This window comes from Massilia putida, from assembly GCF_001941825.1.
In the GTDB taxonomy this organism is placed as follows: domain Bacteria; phylum Pseudomonadota; class Gammaproteobacteria; order Burkholderiales; family Burkholderiaceae_D; genus Telluria; species Telluria putida.
Window position 1 is genome coordinate 3,019,814 of record NZ_CP019038.1, and the last position, 20,946, is coordinate 3,040,759.

Consider the following 20,946-nt stretch of genomic DNA (forward strand, 5'->3'; position numbering starts at 1 on the left):
ATGTTCCGCGTGCTCGCCCTCCTCGCGATCGTGTCCGGCCTCGGGCTGGCGGCCGGCATGTGCCGCGCCCAGGTCGACGGCGCGGACCTCAAGTCGGCGTACATCTTCAACTTCGCCATGTTCACGACCTGGCCGGACGCGAACACGAAAGCGCCGCTGGTCGTGTGCGCGAGTCCCGACAACCCGCTCTGGCCCGGCCTGCACGCCCTGAGCGGCAAGCCCGTCAACGGCCGCCCGTGGACCGTGACGGAACTCGCGCATCCCAAGGCCCCGCGCTGCGACATCGCCGTGCTGGCGCGCACGACCGAACGCCCGGCCGCGCTGACGACGGGCGTGCTCGTCGTGCGCGACGGCGCCGGCAGCAAGGCCGCCATCACCCTCGTCGAGGACGATGAGCACATCCGCTTCGACATCGACACGCAGGAAGCGGCCAGGAGCGGCCTGCGCTTTTCGTCCCACCTGCTGCGCCTCGCGAGGAACGTGCTATGAACCCGACGACGGCGCGACGCCCCGGGGAACTGAGCCGCATGCTCGGCGTGGGCCAGCTGCTGGCCGCGGCCGCCGCGCTCGGCGTCGCCTGCTGCATCCTGCTCGCTTACCAGTTCGTCGCCCTGCGCCGCAACCTCACCGACGACCTCACGGTGCAGGCCGCGATCATCGCCGACAACGTGGCGGCCACACTGATGTTCCACGACCAGGACGCGGCGCACGAGATGCTGCGCTCGTTCCGCCACTCGTCGTTCCTGGCCGCCGCCACCGTGTATGACCGCCAGGACGTCGAATTCGCCGCCTACCGCAACGGCGCCGTCGACGAGACGCCGTCGCTGCTGCGCGACTGGACGCTGTTCGCGCCGCTCTCGGTGGCGCGGCCGATCCGCTACCGCGGCATGGCTCTGGGCCGTGTCGTGCTCACGGCCGACACGGTCGGCATCCGCAACGGCCTGCTGCGCTACGGCGCCTTGCTCGGCCTTGCGTCGCTGGGCGCGCTGGTGACGACGTCGCTGCTCACGCGTCGCACCAAGGCGCGCATGCGCCGCGCCGAGTCGCAGCTGAAGCACCTGGCCTATACGGACACCGTGACCGACCTGCCGAACCGCCGCTGCACCTATGAAGCGCTGGAGCTGGAGATCGCCATGCGCACCGAGGCGGGCGGCCGCATCGGCCTGCTGCTGATCGACCTCGACAACTTCAAGGTCGTCAACGACACGGCCGGCCACGCCGCCGGCGACCACCTGCTGCGCGAGGTCGCGAGCGTGCTGCGCACCACGGCACGCCCCAGCGACCGCATCGGCCGCATCGGCGGCGACGAATTCGCCGTCATCGTCGCGCCGCTCGAGGATGCGGCCGAACTGGAACGCGTGGGCCAGCGCATCATCGGCGGCCTGCGCCAGCCGTTGCAGGTCGAAGGCCTGGAAGTGACGCCCACCGCGAGCATCGGCGCCTGCGTGTTCCCGGACGACGCCCATACGATGAGCGAACTGCTCAGCAACGCCGACGCCGCCCTGTACCGCGCCAAGGCCAACGGCCGCGACAACGTGGCCGTGTTCGAGCGCGAGATGATCCTCGCCACCCAGCGGCGCGCGCGCCTGGACCGCGACCTGCGCCGCCATCTCGAAGCGGGCCTGCTGGAGCTGTGCTACCAGCCGCAATACGCCTGCGGCCCGCGCAAGATGGTCGGCGTGGAAGCGCTGCTGCGCTGGCCGCATCCGGACCAGGGTTATATTTCGCCGGCCGAATTCATCCCCATCGCCGAGGAGAGCGGCCTGATCGTCGAGGTGGGCAAATGGGTGCTGGAACGCGCCTGCCTGGACGCGGTCGCCCTGTACCGCCAGACCGGCACGTGGCTCAGCATGGCCGTCAACGTCTCCGCGCGCCAACTGCGCGACAAGGACTTCATCCGCGTCGTCGAGCACACGCTGGCGACGACGGGCATGCCGCCGGAGCGCCTGGAGCTGGAGCTCACCGAGAGCATGCTGATGGAAGACCTGGACGTGGCCGTCGACTTCATGCACAACGTGCGCGCGCTGGGCGTGCGCCTGTCGATCGACGACTTCGGCACCGGCTACTCGTCGCTCGCCTACCTGCAGACCTTCCCGATCAACCACCTCAAGATCGACCGCAGCTTCGTCCGCCTGCTGCCCACGTCGGGCACGACGATCGCCGGCGCCGTGATCGCCCTCGCGCACGGTTTCAACCTGACCGTGGTGGCCGAGGGCGTCGAAGAAACCGAGCAGTTCGAATGGCTGCGCCAGGCCGGCTGCGACTACGTGCAGGGCTACCTGCTAGCGCGCCCGCTGCCGCTGGCGGCCCTGCGTGCGCGCGTGCTCGAGGAACGCGTGCCGGCAGCTTGATCCGTCAGTCCGGCGCGGGCGCGTCGACGATCAGGCCTGGCGCGAGCGCCCGGATACGCGGCTCGACGTAGTACCCGCCCGCCTCCACATATCGCAAGGCGCAGCGCGCGCACACGGCGCATTGGCGTACCTCCGCGCGGTTGTACGGATAGTGGCGCGGCGCGATGGGTGCGTCTGCCGACCAGTACGTCGTGCCGTGCGGGTGATACTCGGCGAACGTCGGTTCGCCGTACGGATCGTCGACGAGCGTGCCCACCGTGCGCATGCTCTCTTCCGGAAAATCCACAGGAACGCGCGTCCATTCGCGATACGTATCGATGGCGCAGGCACAGGGGCGCGTCACGGCGGCCGATGCCTGGGCCAGCGATTTCAGTTCGTCCACGGTCATGATGACTCCATTGATGCGGGTCTGGCCCGGCAACAAAACGTGCCGAACATCAAGCCTTACGGGGCCCGCACGACGATGGTATCTTGTCGAGGCAAGTCCAGGGAACCCTTTTAGGAGAACACACGATGGCAGCGAAAAAAATCCTGTTGTTGACCGGCGATTTTGCGGAAGATTATGAAACCATGGTGCCGTTCCAGGCGCTGCAGGCGGTAGGCCACACGGTGCACGCCGTCTGCCCCGGCAAGAAGAAGGGCGACAAGGTCAAGACCGCGATCCACGATTTCGAAGGCGACCAGACCTACACCGAAAAGCCCGGCCACCAGTTCGCGCTGAACGCCGACTTCGCCGAGGCCAGCGCCGACGACTACGACGCCCTCGTCATCGCGGGCGGCCGCGCGCCCGAGTATTTGCGCCTCGACCCGCAGGTGATCGCATTGGTGCGGGGCTTTGCCCACGCCGACAAGCCGATCGCCGCCGTCTGCCACGGCGCCCAGCTGCTGGCGGCCGCCGACGTCATCCGCGGCAAGCGCGTGTCGGCCTACCCCGCGTGCGCGCCCGAGGTCCGCCTGGCGGGCGGAGAATACGCCGACATCGCGGTCGATGCGGCCGTCACGGACGGCAACCTCGTCACCGCACCGGCCTGGCCCGCGCATCCGCAATGGATCGCGCAATTCCTCAAGCGGCTCGGGACCGAGATCGCCCTGTGATCCGACCGCGTGGCGCGCCTGCGGCGCGTCACGCCTCTCAGTGCGCCAGGTTCTTGTCGAGGAAGGCTTCGACGCGCTTCCAGAAATCGATGCTGTCGTCTTCGTGGCGCCAGCCGTGGCCTTCCTCCGGATAGACGACGTACTCCACGTTGGCGTTCTTCGCCTTGACGGCGTCGTGCATCTTCGCCGCGTGCACGACGGGCACGCGGCGGTCCTGCGCGCCATGCGCCATCAGCAGCGGCTGGCGGATGCGGCCGGCCTGCGCCAGCGGCGACACGTCCGCGAAGGCCGCCGGATTCGTGAGCGCGTCGCCGATCAGCGTCTTCATGTCGTAGCGGCGCGCATCCTCGGACGCATCGCTTTCGACCGCCGTGAACAGCAGTTCGATGTCGGTCACGCCGGCCCATTCCACGCCGGCGCGGAACACGTCCGGATCGCGCACGAGGCCCATCAACGTGGCATAGCCGCCATAGCTGGCGCCCATGATGCCGATGCGCTTCGGATCGGCCCAGCCCTGCTTGACGGCCCAGGCGGCGGCGTCGGCAAGGTCGTCCTGCATCGCCCGCCCCCACTGCTGCCAGCCGGCGCGGAAATGCGCGGCCCCGAAGCCCGTGCTGCCGCGGAATTCCGGCTGCAGCACGACGTAGCCGCGCGACGCCAGGAACTGTGCCTCTTCATCCCATTCCCATGATCCGCCGCGCACATAGGGGCCGCCATGGACGAGCACGATCGCCGCGCGCGGCCCCGCGGCCTTATCCGGTGGCATCGTCACGTAAACGGGGATCTGCAGGCCGTCGCGCGCGGCATAGTGGAAGAAATCGCGCGTGCCCATCTGCTTCGGTTGGATGTCCGGATGGCTGCTGCCCAGCCCCACGATACGGCCATCGGCCGGCGTGTACAGATAATAGGTGGGCGGCGTGCGGTCGGACGTGGAGGAAACGACGACGGCCGCCGGAGTGCGGCAATCCTGTGCGCATGTGACGTGATTGATCGTGCCCGGCAATAGCGCATCGACTCTTTTCTGGATCGCCTGCATGGTCGGATCGAGCCAGGCCGTGGAAGCGGCATCGGCCTCAAAATGCACCCCGAGAATCTTCTTGGCGCCGTAATCCTGTTCCAGCGTGCCCTGGAAATCGAACCCGTCGATATCGACGAACGGCGTCTTGTCCAGCGTTTTCTTGTCCAGGTCGAAGGCGAACAGGGCCGTGCGTCCCTTGTAGCCGGCACGCACGTACAATGTGTTGCGATTGTCGAACATCAGCGGCTGGAACGCCTCGTCCTGATAGCAATCCCGATTGCTGATCTCGCTCCACGGCCCCGCGACGTCGGCGCGATAGTAGGCGATGCATCGGCCCTTGCCGCGGGCGATGGCCACGCGCGGCTGGTCGGACGCATCGAACAACCAGTGCCGCACATGCTCGGGCTGCGGCCCCTTCACCATGTCGCTCAGGATGCGCGTGCGTGTGTTCAGGCGGTACGGATGCAGGGCTTGCGGTTGCGGATCGATGTTATTCCAGCTGAGCTTTCCGACAATGATGTCGTCGGATCCATCGTGGGTCACGCCCATGAAGATGTGATCGGCCTTCAGCACCCGGTCCTTGATCAAGGTTCCCAGGCTTTCCTGTTGATGAAGCCAGTTCCCCGAAATCAGGTGCGTCAGGTGCGTACCGTCGCGGTCGACGGCGAACTGGTCGTAGTTGCCTTCGAATTCGATTTTTACATTCTTCAGCGTAAAGGTCAGACGGTTGTCGTTGACCCATCCGAGAGCCTGCAGGCGCGCGCTGTCGAACGTCGTGACGGTGGTGACCTTTTTCAGGTCCACCGTCTCGCGCACCACGAGCGCCTGCTGGCCGCCGTCCAGGCGGTTCAGGAGCGCAACATAGCGCCCGCTCGGCGACAATTTCACGAAACCAACGTCGGGATGACGGAAGAAACTCTCGACGGGGGGACGTTCGGCGGCGTGAACGCCCGCATGTGCGGTGAGCAGCGGCATCGCTGCGAGCATGGACAGCAAAAGAGATGACAGTCGATTCATGGTGGCGATTGTTGATGTAACAATCGCCCATCGTTGCCCTATCAGCAACTTTTGTCAATATGAAATCTTTGATTTATGTAAATGTAATGCGATATTAAGCTGCTTCGGCGGTAGCGCCCCTGTCCGGCGCCATGTGTGCGCACACGCGGTCGCGGCCGCCCTGCTTGGCGCGGTACAGTTCTTGGTCGGCATGCTTGATGACGACGCCGACCTCGTCGTCCTGGTGGTGTTGCGCCACGCCGAACGACGCCGTCACGCGCATTCCTGCCGGCCACGTCTGCTGGTGGAGGGCATGGCGCAGGTTTTCCGCCAAGATCTGTCCCTGGTACACATTGGTCATCGGACAGACGATCAGGAATTCCTCGCCGCCCCAGCGCACGAGCCGGTCGGACGAGCGGATGCCGGACGAGACGACGTTGGCAAACTTGCGCAGGACGTCATCGCCCACGTCATGGCCATGCATATCGTTAATGCGCTTGAAGTGGTCGATGTCGATAAAGATCACGGCCATCGGATCGCTCAGCAGGTTCGACGTGCTCATCAGCGCCGCACGCAAGCCCTGCCGGTTCAGCACGCCCGTGAGCGGATCGATATGCACCTGGCCGGCCAGGTCGCGCGCCTCGAGCTCCAGTGCCTTGTTGACCTCGCTGAGCAGCGCGATGGCCGCCTTGCTATCCTTAAGCTGCGTGCGCAATGACAACGTGAGAATCGTCATCCAGCCGACGGCGCACAGTACCCACGCTGCCACGACCCCCATCAACAAAAGGTCCCGGCTGATCATCTTGCCGTGCAGGCGCAGGCGGTGCAGGGTGAACACGCTCTCGCCTTCCTGCTCGCCACTGATCATCAACTCGGCGCGCGCGACGTTGTCGATGGCGACGGCGGAATGCTCCAGCGATGGCTTGGCCATATCCTTCCACCATTGCGCCACGCCAAACCACTTCATCGGTATCAGTAGACGGCCATCCGCCGGCAGGTCGAGCGCGTCGATCTGGTTGACCTTGTAGGTTTGCCACTGGTCGAGCTTGGTCATGCCCTCCTCGGCATTCGCGAGAACCAATCCGAAATTCGACTTCCCCGGCCCGGCATAGCTTGCGTCGATGGTCATGTAATCGAAACCGGACATGTTCATGCCCGCGCCGTCCTTGAGGAATTCGAAGGTCAGCTTGCAATAAGGCCACGAGCTCTTCCGGGAGATATGGCAATGCACGATCAGATCGTGCCCTTTCCGCTCGAGCGAGCCGACGGACGCGCCGCCGCCGCCGCGATCATCCTCGACGCTGACTGGAAAATGATCACCGGTCAACTCGACCACTTTCTCCATGCCCCAGTGCTGCCAGCTGAGCAAGACCACGGTCAAGAGCAGCAACCCGCTGAATACATAGCGGGCGTGGCCGAGTAAACGGACAAGAGGCTGGAGAGAAGAGTCTGCAGAAGACGCCGACATGATTGATCCACGTAAAGATTCCTTGTGGCATAGCAAGATACCTCACCAATTCGGGGCATGCAACACAACTGTCATACTCTGCCGCCATTTGTTGTCTTTTCGTGAAATGACGAACAAGTCTCGCTGTGCGATACAGAACGGAAGATCACGTAAAAACTGCGTATTCTTGCTCTTCTGCTAGCGGATAACGGGGACATGGTTCATGGAAAAGCAACCATTCGATATCGGCGTGGCCCTCGACCGCATCGAGCAAGCCGTACAGCCCTGGCCCAAAGCCGCCCTCTTCCAATTGGCCGAAGAAGGCTATACCTCGACCTTCGAGCAACTCCTGGCTTGCATCATCTCGATCCGCACCTATGACGAGGTGACGCTGCCGGTCTCGCGCAAGCTGTTCGCGCGGGCGCGGTTACCGGCGGAAGTCGCCCGGCTCACATGGGAAGAGCTGGACGCCCTGATCAGTCCCGGCACGTTCCATGAGCGCAAAGCGAATCAGATCCTGGCCATCGCGCGCGACGTGCACGAACGGTTCGGCGCCACGCTGCCCTGCGACCGCGATGTGCTGCTGTCCTTCGCCGGCGTCGGCCCCAAGTGCGCGAACCTGGTGCTGGGGGTCGCCTGCGGAACGCCCGTCATCAGTGTCGACATCCACGTGCATCGTGTGACAGGGCGCTGGGGATACGTCAACGCTTCCACGCCCGAAAAGACGCTGGTCGCGCTCGAAAACACGCTGCCGCAGCGGTACTGGATCGACATCAACCGGCTGCTGGTACCGTTCGGGAAGCACATCTGTACCGGAAACCGGCCGAAGTGTTCGACCTGCCCGGTACTGGACATGTGCCGGCAGGTCGGTGTCGACGAGCATCGTTGATGGGCTCGCCCCCGAAGTGGGCTGTTTCGGGGGCGGTGCCCGGCCACGGCGATGACGCCGCCGGCGGGCAGCCGGCGCAGCCCGCCCCGCCCAGCTCACGGCGCCCTCGGCGACGGACGTGATCACGCAGGGCGCCTTCGGCCTGCTGCGCGGGTATTCAAGAAGTAACGCGCTCGAACGCCATGACCCAGTTCGTCTCCCACGTCGCGCCGCCGTCCGTCGAGAACGCCTGCTGCCAGCGCGCGCTCGCGGCCGTGATATCCGTCCAGAGGAAACGCACGCGGATAGGCTGGCCGTTCAGGATGTCATCGGCAAAGAAGGTGCCGGTACCGTCCTGGAACGCGCCGACGACCGGGACGCCGAGGTTGTGGGGATGGCGGCTGTCGAGCCACCAGATGGACCATTGTCTCGTCACCGGATCGTAGGCGCGGATCGTGACCGCGCGATAGGTTCCCGACGGCAGTTCCAGCACGTTGTCGTCGACGTTCGCCTGACCGTCCAGCACCGGTCGCATGTGACATGTGCCCGGAAACTCTTCCCATTCGGTGCATCCCGCAAGCCGTTCCTTGAGGCGCCGATGGCGGACTGTCCAGAGACCGGTCAGGAAATCGAAATCGTTCATGGTGGTCTCCTCATGCATGGATGGCCGAGCGGGTTGTCGGGACGAGCTTCATGGAACGCGGCGGCTTTTTCAGCCACTGCGACAGGGCCGGCGCGAGGTCGCGCTGCCAGTTCTCGTCGATCGTATCCTCGAACACCGTCACGCCGACGAGCACGTTTTCTCCCTCGCGCACGGGCAGCCGTGGGAAATTGTTCGGGCTATGTTCGGTGACATACCAACCCTGCGTCAGCGCGCCTGCCTGACGCAACACCGACGTCATGCGCTCGCGACAGAAGTCGAGCAGCGCTTGGCTTGCGACGTCGTTCAGACTGAACACGGTCACATCGACCAGGCCCGGCGGCGCTTTGTTGGCCTCGTGCCCTCCCCTCCGTGCGGGATCGTGCGCGAGGCCGGCACCGTCCCACGCCGGCCGCAGCAGCAGGACATCGTCGGAATCGATCATGGTCGCGTTCGCCGCATCGCGATGGGCCGCCCAGATCGGTCCGCCATAGAAGCCTTGCAGCCCACGCGCACGCGACGCCATGTCGGCAAAGCCGCGCAGCCAGACGAAGCGGTCCGGATCATCCAGATCGCGGAACTGGCCCATCACGCTCATGCCTTCGGCTTCCTGCGATTCGACGAATTCCCGGTCGAACAGATCGATCAATGCGTCACGCTGTTGCGGGCGCAGCGTGTACTGGCGCAGCTCGACGATTTCCGGATTTTTGCTGGACATGACTGTCTCCTTGTTGGCTTCGGTCCATGCAGTATCGACTAGAATATCTGCCACCCCATGTCATATATTCCGCCCGATCATGCGTGCCAGCCGCCTGCTTTCCATCCAAATGATGCTCGAGACGCGCGGCCCCATGAGCGCCGCCGCACTGGCCGAGGCGCTGGAGATATCCGTGCGCACCCTGCATCGCGACATCGACCAACTCACCGCCGCCGGCGTGCCGATCTACGCGGAACGCGGCCGCACCGGCGGCTTCCGCCTGCTCGACGGCTGGAATACGCGGCTCACCGGACTGACACCCGCCGAAGCGCAAGTCGTGTTCCTCAGCGGCCTGGCCGGCCCGGCAGCCGACCTCGGCCTCGACAAGCCGCTACAGGGTGCGCAGCTCAAATTGTTGACCTCGCTGCCGGAATCGTCGCGCACGGAAGCGCAGAAGATGCAGTCGCGGTTTCATCTCGATCCGGTGGACTGGTATCGCGAGGCCGATGCGGTGCCGTACCTCGCGATCGTCGCGGAGGCTGTCTGGTCGGACAGGCAATTGAGCTTGTGCTACGAGAGTTGGCGGGACGAAGTGGAGAGGGTCGTTCATCCGCTGGGGCTGGTGCTGAAAGCGGGTGCGTGGTATCTCGTTGCTGCATCGGAGGGTAAGCCGCGTACCTATCGGATCTCGAACGTGAAGCGCGCCGCCATGCTGGAACAACGCGTGCGGCGGCCGGCACGGTTCGATTTGGCGCGGTACTGGGCGGACGCTGTTGCGCGGTTCGAGTCGGAGCTTTATACGGATTATGCGGATGTGCTGGCGACGCCGGTTGGGCTCAAGAATTTGCGTTACCTGAATGCGGCGGTTGCGCGTGCTGTCGCGGAGGCGCGGCCTTCGCGGCGGCGGGATGGGCGGGTGGCGTTGCGTATTCCTATCGAGTCGGTTGAGCATGGCGCTGGCCAGTTGTTGCGGCTGGCGCCGGAGGTCGAGGTGACGGGGCCGGTCAGGCTGAGGAAGGCGATGGTGTCGCGGCTAAGACAGGTGTCGGCGTTATATGGGTGCTGAGGGCAGGAGCAGCCACACTGCGCTATGTAGACAATATAGACTTCCCACTTTTAGCGCTTCCCCAGCATGAATCTATCAGATTTTCAGTGTGGAACAGGGTCATGAAATAATGCCGAGCTGGCTGAAGCAGCGCAAGCCGTCAGCTCGCCTTGAGATTAATCAAGCTGAGCAAGATCAGCACATGCAGCGAACATCAATTATCGTTCTGCTACCCATCAAGACAAAAGCAGAGCCCGGTTCTTGCTCGTAGTCAAGGTCACCCTAGACGTGTTGGTTATCTTAGCCGATGGAAAATCTGATACCTGATAACCCATCGGAGGCAACACATGGGCGAAAGCCAAGCGATCGCGGCGGGAGCTGCGCTGTCGGCGTTCAGTCACGATGCGCAGCACGACCGCATGATGTGCTTGGACTTCCCCCTCGGCGATGCACTGGAAGCCATCCTCCTGCAGAACCGGCTGACGGCGCACGAAGAAGTCTCCCGATGCTTCCGCTTCGAGGTCGAACTCCTGTCCGATGACGCACGGATTCCGTTGAAGGCGATGATGGCCAGGATGGTCACGCTCTCCCTGGTGCGCGAAGACGGCTCGCTATGGTACTTCAACGGCTACGTCACCGAATTCCGCTTCCTTCGCGCCGATGGCGGCTTCGCGTTCTACCTCATGGTGCTCGAACCCTGGCTGGCATTCGCCAAGCTCCGCAAGGACAACCGGTCCTTCCACGGCAAGAGCGCCCTCGAACTGACCGAGCTCACGTTTGCCCCTTACCGCCAGGCCGACTGGAATCCGGTCATCGTCGGCGACTATCCGCGGTTGACCTGCGCGAACCAGTACGGCGAGACCGACTACAACCGCCTGCACCGCTGCTGGGAAGACCTCGGGCTGCACTACTGGTACGAGCACCGGGCCGACCGGCATACGCTCTGGCTCAGCGACAAGAGCACGCTCGCGCAGCCCATCGATCCGACCGGTATTGACGATTCCGGCGAAATTCCGTTCCGTGACAAGGCCGGTTCGCTCGAAGACGACGGCATCCGCGAGTGGAGCCCCGTGCGCCGCATCGGCTCAGGCCGGACGACCCTGGCCAGCTTCGACTACAAAAACCCGGTCGCGCAACGGGCGAGTGCCGAGTCCCTGAACAACCAGGGCGACGTCTATCCCTATGAAATCTACGAAAACACGAGCTCGTACGGGTTCCGCACGCACGACGAGGGCGAACGGCTCGCGCAGCAGGGCATGGGCGAGCGCGACGCGAACGCGCAGACCTTCGAAGCGCGCTGCAACGACCGCACCGCCCAGCCAGGCCGGTGCTTCAAGCTCGGCGACCACTTCAGTGCCGAGCTGCGCTTTCCCAAGCGCGGAGAGCCCGCCCAGCCCAGCATCCGCGACCGCGACCGCGACTACCTGATCCTCTCCGTCGACCACGAAGCGAGCAACAATTATCAGGCTGGGCCAGGCGCGCCATCGAATTACGAGAACACATTCCGCTGCGTGCGGAAGGATATCCAGTGGCGCCCGGGGCGTCACTACAACAGCCAACCCTGCACCTACCCCGGCATCCAGACGGCCATCGTGGTCGGGCCCGCCGGCTCCGAGATCCACACCGATGGCTATGGACGGGTCAAGGTGCAGTTTCACTGGGACAGGCTGGGCAAACACGACGAGAACAGTTCACCCTGGCTGCGCGTGATGTCGCCGGGCGCGGGCAACGAATTCGGGAAGATCCGCCTGCCGCAGGTCGGCGAGGAAGTGGCGGTCGTCTGTCTCGACGGGAACATCGACCACCCGGTGATCCTGGGTGCGCTGTATAACTCCACTCACATGCCGCCCTGGCAGTTGTCGGAGCAGCAGGCTTTGACGGGCCTGCGCAGCCGTGAAATGCAGGCGGGTGAAGGCAGCGGGCGCGGCAATCACCTGGTGCTCGACAACACCGCAGGCAAGATCCAGGCACAGCTGAAGAGCGATCATCAGTGCAGCCAGCTGTCGCTTGAGCACATTACCCGCGTCGAAGACACGTCCGGGAGAAACGACCCACGCGGCGAAGGGTGCGAACTGGCCACCAAAGCCGTAGGCGTGGCACGTGCGAACCAAGGCATGCTCATCACCACGGAGGCGCGGCCAAACGTGGCTTCCTACATCAAGGACATGGGCGAGACGATTCAGCGGTTGTGGGCTGCCGCGGACGTGCAAGAGCAGTTGACGGGGATGGCGCAGCACTATGGCGCTCAGGAGAAGCAGGAACCCCAGCAAGCGGACGCCGTTGAGGACCTCAAGTCCCAGAACCAGGGCATCCGGGGCGGCGGCAAAGGAGAGTTCCCGGAATTGACCGAGCCGCACCTTATCGTCGCGAGCCCGGCCGGGATCGAACTCAGCTCCGCGCAATCCACCCACATCGCCAGCAGCCGTCACACCGCCATCACCAGCGGCAAAAGCCTGTCGATCGCGAGCGTCGACGGGCTTTTCGCAAGTATTGGCAAGACCTTTCGGCTATTCGTGCACAAGGCCGGCATGAAGCTGATCGCTGCCGGAGGCAAGGTGTCCGTGCAAGCGCAAGAGGATGACGTGGAGGTCATTGCCAACAAGGTCCTTGAACTACTCAGTGAGACGGATTGGGTTGATATCCGCGGCAAAAAAGGCGTGCGGCTGCATGGCGTGAACAACATGGTCGAGATCGGTGAGCAGGTCCAATTCTTCACCTCTTCACCTGTGCTATTCCACGGCAACCTGGAAACGTTGCCTGCAAAAAGCGTATCGCAGGCTTTCAATGAACGCTCGTCCGACTATCGATTTGACCAGGAGGTCAACTTCGTCAACGCGAATATGAAACCGGAGAAGAACATCGCTTACGAACTCGTGCGCGGCGATGGAACAGTCATCGACGGAAAAACCTCAGCCAGCGGCAGCACCCAAGTTCAGAAATCAGGCAGTTTCGACTCCTACACCATCCGCTACAAGGGCGAATTACCATGAGCGACCAATCCGGACTGAATGAGCGAGGAAATCACCAGGGCGAATTCACGCAGGGTGTCGGCGGATGGGCCGAATACACGGTCTACATGACGGAAACATCTGACACAATCCGCCACGATGTCAAGCTACCGCCGCGCAAAGTTCTTCCTGTGATTTTCCTGCCAGGCGTGATGGGCAGTAACCTAAGGCTAAGCAGGGAACGGCAGAAAAAGCTGGACCGACTAGACAACCGGTCGTGGCGGCCGGACGATATGGTCGGCATCGTGAACGAGGTAGGTCTTGCGGCTTTCGACACTGACATTGGCGGATGGTACAAAAACGCCACGCCGGCGCAACGGCAACTCATGCTCGATCCGAACGAGACGGAAGTCGAGTACTACCACTATACCGAGAGCAAAGGACGTTTTGATCCCGAGGGCAAGGAAACGCTGGCGGCGGACCAGCGACATCAAAATGTTCCTGACAGTCTCCAGCCCATCCCACCCTTGATGGGGCCATCGCTACGAACGGGCCACCTGCCCAATCGCCGGTCGGCTACCGCCAAGCGCGAATCCCCGGCGCAGATAGCAAGATGGCGCGGCTGGAGCGAAGTCTTGTTCAAAGGGGCTTATGGCCAGATGTTGACAACGGCTGAAAGCTATCTTAACAACATGTTCGTTCATGACCGGATCAATCCGAATTGGCAGCGAGTCCTCGCAAACCCGAGCACCTTCGGCGCCGTCGATTTTGATACTGCGTTGACCGAGAAAGATCTGCGCAAAGTCGCCGCTTGCTGGTATCCGGTCCACGCCATGGGCTACAACTACCTGAAGAGCAACGGCGAATCTGCAAAGGTAATCGCAGACCGCATCCGCGGGCTTGCCACAGGCTACCAGAAACGGGGTTTCCAATGCGACGAGGTGATTATCGTAACGCACAGCATGGGCGGTCTTCTCGCACGCGCGCTCATCCATCCGAAGTATGGAAATCTGCTCAACGACCCCAGCGTCAAGGTACTCGGCATTTACCACAATGTGATGCCGACCATGGGCGCCGCTGCGTCCTACAAGCGCACGCGATTCGGCTTCCTTGAAGGACCTGGAACGATTGCTGAAATCGGGGCACGCGTTCTCGGAATCGATGGGCAAAATGCGACCGCCATCCTGGCCAATGCACCTGCTGCCCTAGAATTGTTTCCTGGATCGGCCTACGGCAAGGCGTGGCTCAAAGTTTTGGATGGATCAGGGCGCGAGATGTGGAGTTTGCCTAGTAACGAGGAAAGCGCCTTGGAAAGCATTTATCTGCAGCCTGCAGACAAGTGGTGGCGGCTATTCAATCCGGATTGGGTCAATCCCGGGCGCGTAGATGAGAAGAAAGGTGGAGGTATCACGGCCGTTAACAGACGTCTGAAAGAAGCTGCCGCTTTTATTGAGGATATCAGTACTACTTTTCACGGGGGTGTACCAGATTCTGTGTAAACGATTCTTCGTTTAAGTCTGCGGCACCCGGTCTTCAAACTGGATGGCGAAGCGGTTTAACGCAGCTTTCCAGTCCCGTATCGGCATCGTCCACTTCTTGCTGATGTTGTTCAGGGCAAGATAAAACAGCTTGCTGACAGCTTCATCGGTCGGAAAGGAACTGCGGGCCTTGGTCACTTTTCGCAGGCTCATGTTAATCGATTCAATAGCGTTCGTGGTGTATATCACCTTTCGGATTTCCGGCGGGTAGTCGAAGAACGGTATGACGCGCGCCCAGTTACGGCGCCAGGACTGACTTATCGGTTTATACTGTTTATCCCATTTATCTTCGAATTCGGCAAGCCTGAGTTCAGCCTCGTCGGTAGTGGCTGCACTGTAAATCAACTTCAGATCGGCGGCGACTTCCTTCTGCGCTTTCCAGGGCACGAAATTCAGGCTGTTGCGCACCATGTGAACGATGCACAGCTGAACCGAGGTCTGCGGGTAGACCGCCTCGATGGCGTCCGGGAAGCCTTTCAGGCCGTCGACGCAGGCGATGAATATGTCCTGCACGCCACGATTTTTTAGCTCGGTCACGACCTGCAGCCAGAACTTCGCGCCTTCAGTTTGGGAGATCCACAGGCCCAGCACCTCCTTGTGGCCATCCATGTTGACGCCGATGGCCAGGTAGACCGCCTTGGTACGCACCGCGCCGTTGTCGCGCACCTTGACGTGAATGCAGTCGAGATAGAGGATCGGGTACACGGCGTCGAGCGGGCGGGCCTGCCAGAGCTTCACATCCTCGCTGACAGCGTCCGTGACGTTGGAAATGAGGGTCGGTGACACCTCGGTGCCGTACATCTCTTCCAGATGGCTTTGGATCTCCCGCACGCTCAGGCCACGCGCGTAGAGCGAGATGATTTTGTCGTCGAAGCCGGTCCAGCGTGTCTGATGCTTGACGACGATCTGCGGCTCGAACGTGCCCTGGCGGTCGCGAGGAACGTCAAGCGGCAGCGCGCCGAAATCGCCCTTGAGCGTCTTGATGCTATGGCCGTTGCGGGTGTTGGCAGTGCTGTTGGTCACCTCGCCGCTTTTGTCGTGGCCCAGGTGGTCGGTCATCTCGACTTCCAGCGCGCGCTCGACCAGCATCTTGGTGAGCTGCTTGAGCAGCCCATTTTCGCCGATCAGGTCCTCGGGCTTCTGGTAGTTTGCCAGCAGGCCGTCGGCAAGTTTGAGCAGTTCCGGATCGGGCTTGGCCCGCTTGTTACGCTTTACAACGGTCATCGTTTCTCCTAATGGCGGCAGTGTCCTGCCAAATGACCGTTTACACAATATTATTTACACCCTCCAAATTGAGCGCCTCTGATCCCGGTAGCGAGCAAAATCAGCTCCTTGGCCAACGTGCGGAAACACAGGTCATTTCGAAGCCAGCGATCAATGCGGCCATACTCTTGCGCCGGATGTCGCTTCTTCGCTGCAACGTCTCGCCGATATTGCCTGAGCGCCTGGCCCAATGTCATCTTCTCGGCTGCGGAGTTGTCGACGTAAATGCCGGTGTCGATTTCGGCCTCGACCCCGCGCGCCCACTTCTGAGCTTCAGCTTGTGTGTCAAAGGTGCGATAAGTAGGTTTGTAGCCCTTACGGCGCACCTCAGCACGCCAGTATTCACCACGCTTCTTGATATATGCCATTCTTGATTTCTCCAACCGTCAACGGGACGCTTGGCTCGAATCATTCCATTCCGGCAGATTTCCGGCAAAGGGCAGTTTTTGAAGCAACTTCTTGCCAAAATCGACCATGAAAAAAGCCCTTTCGATTTCTCGTAAGGGCTTGATTTCAAAGCACAACATTAATTGGTAGGCCTCCCCGGAGTCGAACCGGGCACCAACGGATTATGAGTCCGCTGCTCTAACCAGGCATGAGCTAGAGGCCCGAAACTGGTACATCCGAAGACGCTAAAAACTCGCCACTTGCGGATGACAGGCCGAAGCCTGAGCGTCCGAAGTGGCGAGAGGATATTGTGTTAGCGTAGGTCCGTCAAGCCTCAGCCGCTATTGCCTTCGAGGAAGCTCTTCAGCTTGTCGGAGCGCGACGGGTGGCGCAGCTTGCGCAGCGCTTTCGCTTCGATCTGGCGGATGCGCTCGCGGGTGACGTCGAATTGCTTGCCGACCTCTTCCAGCGTGTGATCCGTCGACATTTCGATGCCGAAGCGCATGCGCAGCACCTTGGCTTCGCGCGGCGTCAGCGAGTCGAGCACGTCCTTGACGACACCGCGCATCGAGGCATGCAGCGCGGCGTCCGAAGGCGCCAACGTGTTGTTGTCCTCGATAAAGTCGCCCAGATGCGAATCGTCGTCGTCGCCGATCGGCGTTTCCATCGAGATCGGCTCTTTCGCGATCTTCATGATCTTCCGAATCTTATCTTCCGGCATTTCCATCTTGATCGCGAGCGTCGCCGGATCCGGCTCGGCGCCTGTCTCCTGCAGGATCTGGCGCGAGATCCGGTTCATCTTGTTGATCGTTTCGATCATGTGCACCGGAATACGGATCGTGCGCGCCTGGTCTGCGATCGAGCGGGTAATGGCCTGACGGATCCACCACGTCGCATACGTCGAGAATTTATAACCGCGACGGTATTCGAACTTGTCCACCGCCTTCATCAGGCCGATATTGCCTTCCTGGATCAGGTCGAGGAATTGCAGGCCGCGGTTCGTGTACTTCTTCGCGATCGAGATGACGAGACGCAGGTTAGCTTCCGTCATTTCGCGCTTGGCCTTGCGCGCCTTCATTTCACCGGCCGCCATCTGGCGGTTGATGTTGCGCAGGTCCGGCAGCGGCAGGACGACACGGGATTGCAGGTCGATCAGGCGTTGCTGCAGTTCCTTGATCGTCGGGATATTACGGCCGAGGATGGCGCTGTAGGCGTGTCCGGCGTTCACTTCGCCGTCGACCCACTCGAGGTTCGTCTCGTTGCCTGGGAAGACCTTGATGAAGTGGGCGCGCGGCATGCCGCAGCGGTTCACGGCCACGTCCAGGATCTGCTTCTCGATGTGGCGTACTTCGTCGACTTGGCCGCGCAGGGTGTCGCACAGCTTTTCGACGACCTTGGCGGTGAAGCGGATGCCGAGCAGTTCGTTCGAGATCGCTTCCTGCGCCTTGATGTAGCCGTCCGAGTTGTAGCCCTGCTTTTCGTAGGCCTTGCGCATCTTGTCGAACTGCTGCTCGATGATGCTGAATTTTTCGAGGGCCGAGTTCTTCAGCTGCTCGAGCTGTTCGGCGGAATAGCCGGCGGCACCGGAACTCGCGGCCGCCTCTTCTTCCTCTTCCTCTTCTTCCTCTTCCTCGTCGTCTTCCTCGTCGTCGTCGGACTCGGTCGCAGCCGGGGCGACGGCGGTCGGCGACGTCGCTTCGTCTTCGTCCGGGTCGACCATGCCGTCGACGATTTCGTCGATCTTGATCTCGTCCTGCTCTATGCGGCGGGCGGCGTCGATGATTTCGGCGATCGTCACCGGGCAGGCGGAGATCGCCTGGATCATGTCGCGCAGGCCGTCTTCGATGCGTTTGGCGATCTCGATCTCGCCTTCGCGGGTCAGCAGTTCGACGGAACCCATTTCGCGCATGTACATGCGGACGGGGTCGGTGGTGCGGCCGAAATCGGAGTCGACGGTCGACAGCGCCGCTTCGGCGGCAGCCTCGGCTTCGTCGTCGCTCGTGACGGTGGCGACATTATCGGACAGCAGCAGCGTTTCGGCATCGGGCGCGTGCTCGTAGACGGCAATGCCCATGTCGTTGAACGTGCCGATGATGCCTTCGATCGCTTCCGGATCGACGATATTGTCCGGCAGATGGTCGTTGATCTCGGAATACGTGAGGAAGCCGCGCTCCTTGCCCGACTTGATCAGGGCCTTGAGCTTCTGGCGGCGGATTTCCAGTTCCTCTTCGCTCGCTTCCGTGTCCGAGGAGAACGCATCTTTCAGCAGCGCTTTTTCCTTGGCCTTGCGGTCCTTGGCCTTGGCCTTGTCGACCGCTTTCAGCTCGGCGCGCTCGACCGCGTTCAGCGCGGCGACTTCGTCGTTCTCGGGCGTGAATTCCTTGGGCTTGCGGCCGCGCCGGCCCGGCACCTTGACGGCCGGCAGCACGTAGCCGGACGTGTCGATCGCGGCGAGGGCTTCCGCGTCGGTCGTCTGGCTGACAGGCGCAACACCCGCAACGCGAGCTTCCGCCTTGTCTTGCGAATTGTCCACTTTAGCGGACATCCTGGTGGATTTGGTAGCCACTTTGGTTTCGGGTTTCTTGGTTGGCACAGGCGCTTTCGAAGTCACAACGACCACTTTACTATGGTTAAAGATAAAGTTTTGTTACCTTACATCACGCTGCAGGCACACTCGGTTGCCCTGCTAACTGAAACAACCCCGCCCGGATTGACACGAAAAATCGTTTCAATGCTTGCAATAGTTAGCGTTTTATTATAGCACGCGCCCCTGTTCTTTCCAGTCAAGAACGCCGCCTTGGCGACCGTCCTTCATCAGGCGAATTTCGCAGGGGTTTCGTTTGCTGCCTCCCGGGCCAAGAGGTCCTGCTGAGCTGTGATTTCGCGATAGCGGGCACTCACCTGATCTGGGGTCAATCCGGAAGAAAACAACTGGTTCAACTCCTGTTTCAATACGTCCATCTTGACTTGCCTCACCGCACTTGTCAGCCATACACGATCGGCTTCGCTATCCGATTCGGGTTCGACGGCGATGGCCGCGATCAGGTTGTCGTATTCGCTGCTCGTCTCCTTCAATTGCTCGGACAACGCGGCGAACGTACCGTTCGCCCCCAATGCCTGGGCCATCGCGACGAGCTGGCGCAAGCGCTCGGCTTGCTCGACGCCGAAATGGTCGAAAGCGCGCAATGCTGATTCATCCAGGCCCAGCGCCAGCGCCGGATGGGCGACGAGGATGCGCGACATCTGCAATTCCAGGCCAACCGGCTCCGGGCGCCCCTGGCGCGGCGGGGCTTTGCGCGCCACCGCAACCGGCTTGGACAACTCGAACAACGCTTCGATCTCCGCCGGCGTTGACTCGGTCAGGTTCGCCAGCCCGCGCACGATCTGCAGGCGCAGGGCCGTCGGCGTCATGGCTTGCAGCAGCGGTTTCGCATCGAACTGGACGCGCGCCCGGCCTTCCGGCGTGTCGAGATCGTGTTCCGTCGTCACTTCGCGCAGCAGGAATTGCGACAGCGGCATCGCTTCGTTGATTTCCCGTGCGAACGCTTCCGCGCCGAATTCGCGCACATAGCTGTCCGGATCGTGTTCTTGTGGCAAGAACAGGAACTTGATCGTCTTGTTGTCCGTGACCTGGGGCAAACAGGCTTCCAGCGCACGGCGGGCGGCGCGGCGGCCGGCCTTGTCGCCGTCGAAACTGAAGATGACGTTGTCGGTCTGGCGCAGCAGCTTTTGCACGTGGGTACTGGTACACGCCGTGCCGAGCGTTGCCACGGCTTGCGGGAAGCCGAGCTGGGCCAAGGCGACGACGTCCATATAGCCCTCCGTCACCAGCACATAACCGGCGTCGCGGATCGCCTGGCGCGCCTCGAACAGCCCATATAACTCATGACCTTTCTGGAACAGCGGCGTTTCCGGCGAGTTCAGGTATTTCGGTTCGCCGCCGTCGAGCACGCGGCCGCCGAAGCCGATCACCTGCCCTTTCGTGTTCCGGATCGGGAACATGATGCGTTCGCGGAATCGGTCGTAGCGTTTTTTATTGCCGCCATCCTCATCCACTTTATCGATGACGAGGCCGGATTCGACGAGCGCCAGCGCGTCGTAATCGGGGAAGACGGAGCGCAGGTTGTCCCAGCCGCCGGGCGCGTAGCCGAGGCCGAAGCGGGCCGCGACTTCTCCCGTCAAGCCGCGGCCTTTTAAATAGGCAATGGCGTTTGGCGCCGTGCGCAATTGGGCACGATAAAAATCGCAGGCCTGGTTCAGCGCATCCGACAAGGCCAGCGTCTGCGCCTGCTGGGCGGCGCGCTGGGCCGGCGGAATCTTGTCGTCGGCCTGGGGCACGATCATGCCGACGCTTTGCGCCAAGTCCTTGACGGCGTCGACGAAGCCCATGCCCGAGTATTCGATCATGAAGCCGATGGCGGTGCCGTGGGCGCCGCAGCCGAAGCAGTGATAGAACTGCTTGGTCGGGCTGACGGTAAAGCTGGGGGACTTTTCGTTGTGAAACGGACAGAGCCCCATGTAATTGGCGCCGCCCTTTTTCAGCTGCACATAACGTCCCACCACGTCGACGATGTCAACGCGATTGAGCAAGTCGGTAATGAATGATTGCGGAATCACTTGATCTAACAGGTATTTGTCTCAGGTCAGACTATA

Annotated in this window: 16 protein-coding genes and 1 tRNA gene; 7 read left to right on the top strand and 10 right to left on the bottom strand. The window is 62.1% G+C overall.

Annotation, left to right across the window (positions count from 1 at the left end; genetic code table 11):
• Complete coding sequence (locus tag BVG12_RS15560) at positions 1 to 489, top strand: YfiR family protein (RefSeq protein ID WP_075793195.1); 489 nt, start codon at positions 1 to 3, stop codon at positions 487 to 489.
• Complete coding sequence (locus BVG12_RS15565) at positions 486 to 2,351, top strand: putative bifunctional diguanylate cyclase/phosphodiesterase (RefSeq protein WP_075793196.1); 1,866 nt, start codon at positions 486 to 488, stop codon at positions 2,349 to 2,351. The genes BVG12_RS15560 and BVG12_RS15565 overlap by 4 nt, the downstream gene beginning before the upstream one ends.
• A gap of 4 nt (positions 2,352 to 2,355) precedes the next feature.
• Here the strand turns inward: BVG12_RS15565 and BVG12_RS15570 are convergent, their stop codons facing one another.
• Entirely contained in the window at positions 2,356 to 2,739 is a 384-nt protein-coding gene (locus BVG12_RS15570; RefSeq protein ID WP_075793197.1) for a hypothetical protein, read from the bottom strand.
• Positions 2,740 to 2,864: 125 nt separating this feature from the next.
• Between BVG12_RS15570 and BVG12_RS15575 the strand changes: the two genes are divergently transcribed.
• Positions 2,865 to 3,446, top strand: coding sequence for a DJ-1/PfpI family protein (locus BVG12_RS15575; RefSeq protein WP_075793198.1), 582 nt, complete (start codon positions 2,865 to 2,867; stop codon positions 3,444 to 3,446).
• A 37-nt stretch (positions 3,447 to 3,483) separates the two neighbouring features.
• Here BVG12_RS15575 and BVG12_RS15580 read toward each other — a convergent pair whose 3' ends face one another.
• Entirely contained in the window at positions 3,484 to 5,481 is a 1,998-nt protein-coding gene (locus BVG12_RS15580; RefSeq protein WP_075793199.1) for an alpha/beta hydrolase family protein, read from the bottom strand.
• 94 nt (positions 5,482 to 5,575) lie between these two features.
• The gene (locus BVG12_RS15585) at positions 5,576 to 6,964 is read right to left on the bottom strand and encodes a GGDEF domain-containing protein (protein ID WP_156895651.1); all 1,389 of its coding nucleotides are present in this window, start codon (positions 6,962 to 6,964) and stop codon (positions 5,576 to 5,578) included.
• Positions 6,965 to 7,130: 166 nt separating this feature from the next.
• Between BVG12_RS15585 and BVG12_RS15595 the strand changes: the two genes are divergently transcribed.
• Positions 7,131 to 7,796, top strand: a complete 666-nt coding sequence (locus BVG12_RS15595; RefSeq protein WP_075793202.1) for an endonuclease III domain-containing protein — start codon at positions 7,131 to 7,133, stop codon at positions 7,794 to 7,796.
• 157 nt (positions 7,797 to 7,953) lie between these two features.
• Here BVG12_RS15595 and BVG12_RS15600 read toward each other — a convergent pair whose 3' ends face one another.
• Together BVG12_RS15600 and BVG12_RS15605 are read right to left on the bottom strand one after the other, a co-directional pair.
• A complete protein-coding gene (locus BVG12_RS15600; protein WP_229503896.1) occupies positions 7,954 to 8,418 on the bottom strand; it encodes a DUF1579 domain-containing protein in 465 nt (154 codons plus the stop codon).
• Positions 8,419 to 8,428: 10 nt separating this feature from the next.
• A complete protein-coding gene (locus tag BVG12_RS15605; RefSeq protein ID WP_075793204.1) occupies positions 8,429 to 9,133 on the bottom strand; it encodes an NIPSNAP family protein in 705 nt (234 codons plus the stop codon).
• Between the two features lie 79 nt (positions 9,134 to 9,212).
• Here BVG12_RS15605 and BVG12_RS15610 point away from each other — a divergent pair, with 79 nt between their 5' ends.
• The 3 genes from BVG12_RS15610 (at position 9,213) to BVG12_RS15620 (ending at position 14,604) form a co-directional block, all read left to right on the top strand.
• The gene (locus tag BVG12_RS15610) at positions 9,213 to 10,178 is read left to right on the top strand and encodes a helix-turn-helix transcriptional regulator (protein ID WP_075793205.1); all 966 of its coding nucleotides are present in this window, start codon (positions 9,213 to 9,215) and stop codon (positions 10,176 to 10,178) included.
• Positions 10,179 to 10,504: 326 nt separating this feature from the next.
• The gene (locus BVG12_RS15615; protein ID WP_075793206.1) at positions 10,505 to 13,147 is read left to right on the top strand and encodes a type VI secretion system Vgr family protein; all 2,643 of its coding nucleotides are present in this window, start codon (positions 10,505 to 10,507) and stop codon (positions 13,145 to 13,147) included.
• A complete protein-coding gene (locus BVG12_RS15620) occupies positions 13,144 to 14,604 on the top strand; it encodes an alpha/beta hydrolase (protein WP_179966270.1) in 1,461 nt (486 codons plus the stop codon). Before BVG12_RS15615 ends, BVG12_RS15620 begins: the two co-directional genes overlap by 4 nt.
• Before the next feature lie 12 nt (positions 14,605 to 14,616).
• Here BVG12_RS15620 and BVG12_RS15625 read toward each other — a convergent pair whose 3' ends face one another.
• From BVG12_RS15625 to dnaG, 5 genes are all read right to left on the bottom strand, one after another.
• Positions 14,617 to 15,867, bottom strand: coding sequence for an IS256 family transposase (locus BVG12_RS15625; protein ID WP_075791135.1), 1,251 nt, complete (start codon positions 15,865 to 15,867; stop codon positions 14,617 to 14,619).
• Positions 15,868 to 15,917: 50 nt separating this feature from the next.
• Complete coding sequence (locus BVG12_RS15630; protein ID WP_075793207.1) at positions 15,918 to 16,274, bottom strand: hypothetical protein; 357 nt, start codon at positions 16,272 to 16,274, stop codon at positions 15,918 to 15,920.
• Between the two features lie 163 nt (positions 16,275 to 16,437).
• Positions 16,438 to 16,516, bottom strand: a tRNA-Ile gene (locus tag BVG12_RS15635).
• Positions 16,517 to 16,627: 111 nt separating this feature from the next.
• On the bottom strand, positions 16,628 to 18,838 hold the full coding sequence (gene rpoD, locus BVG12_RS15640; RefSeq protein ID WP_075793208.1) for an RNA polymerase sigma factor RpoD: 2,211 nt from the start codon (positions 18,836 to 18,838) through the stop codon (positions 16,628 to 16,630).
• Positions 18,839 to 19,107: 269 nt separating this feature from the next.
• Positions 19,108 to 20,910 carry a DNA primase gene (gene dnaG / locus BVG12_RS15645; protein WP_075793209.1) on the bottom strand — a complete coding sequence of 601 codons (1,803 nt, stop codon included), beginning with the start codon at positions 20,908 to 20,910 and terminating at the stop codon, positions 19,108 to 19,110.
• Positions 20,911 to 20,946: the final 36 nt, after the last annotated feature.

Bases quoted from the DNA above. Each gene is read 5' to 3' on its own strand.
- BVG12_RS15620 (WP_179966270.1), top strand. From the start codon at position 13,144: ATGAGCGACCAATCCGGACTGAATGAGCGAGGAAATCACCAGGGCGAA.
- BVG12_RS15630 (WP_075793207.1), bottom strand. From the start codon at position 16,274: ATGGCATATATCAAGAAGCGTGGTGAATACTGGCGTGCTGAGGTGCGC.
- BVG12_RS15565 (WP_075793196.1), top strand. From the start codon at position 486: ATGAACCCGACGACGGCGCGACGCCCCGGGGAACTGAGCCGCATGCTC.
- BVG12_RS15625 (WP_075791135.1), bottom strand. From the start codon at position 15,867: ATGACCGTTGTAAAGCGTAACAAGCGGGCCAAGCCCGATCCGGAACTG.
- BVG12_RS15600 (WP_229503896.1), bottom strand. From the start codon at position 8,418: ATGAACGATTTCGATTTCCTGACCGGTCTCTGGACAGTCCGCCATCGG.
- BVG12_RS15610 (WP_075793205.1), top strand. From the start codon at position 9,213: ATGCGTGCCAGCCGCCTGCTTTCCATCCAAATGATGCTCGAGACGCGC.
- BVG12_RS15575 (WP_075793198.1), top strand. From the start codon at position 2,865: ATGGCAGCGAAAAAAATCCTGTTGTTGACCGGCGATTTTGCGGAAGAT.
- BVG12_RS15560 (WP_075793195.1), top strand. From the start codon at position 1: ATGTTCCGCGTGCTCGCCCTCCTCGCGATCGTGTCCGGCCTCGGGCTG.
- BVG12_RS15570 (WP_075793197.1), bottom strand. From the start codon at position 2,739: ATGACCGTGGACGAACTGAAATCGCTGGCCCAGGCATCGGCCGCCGTG.
- BVG12_RS15605 (WP_075793204.1), bottom strand. From the start codon at position 9,133: ATGTCCAGCAAAAATCCGGAAATCGTCGAGCTGCGCCAGTACACGCTG.
- BVG12_RS15615 (WP_075793206.1), top strand. From the start codon at position 10,505: ATGGGCGAAAGCCAAGCGATCGCGGCGGGAGCTGCGCTGTCGGCGTTC.
- BVG12_RS15580 (WP_075793199.1), bottom strand. From the start codon at position 5,481: ATGAATCGACTGTCATCTCTTTTGCTGTCCATGCTCGCAGCGATGCCG.
- BVG12_RS15595 (WP_075793202.1), top strand. From the start codon at position 7,131: ATGGAAAAGCAACCATTCGATATCGGCGTGGCCCTCGACCGCATCGAG.
- rpoD (WP_075793208.1), bottom strand. From the start codon at position 18,838: ATGTCCGCTAAAGTGGACAATTCGCAAGACAAGGCGGAAGCTCGCGTT.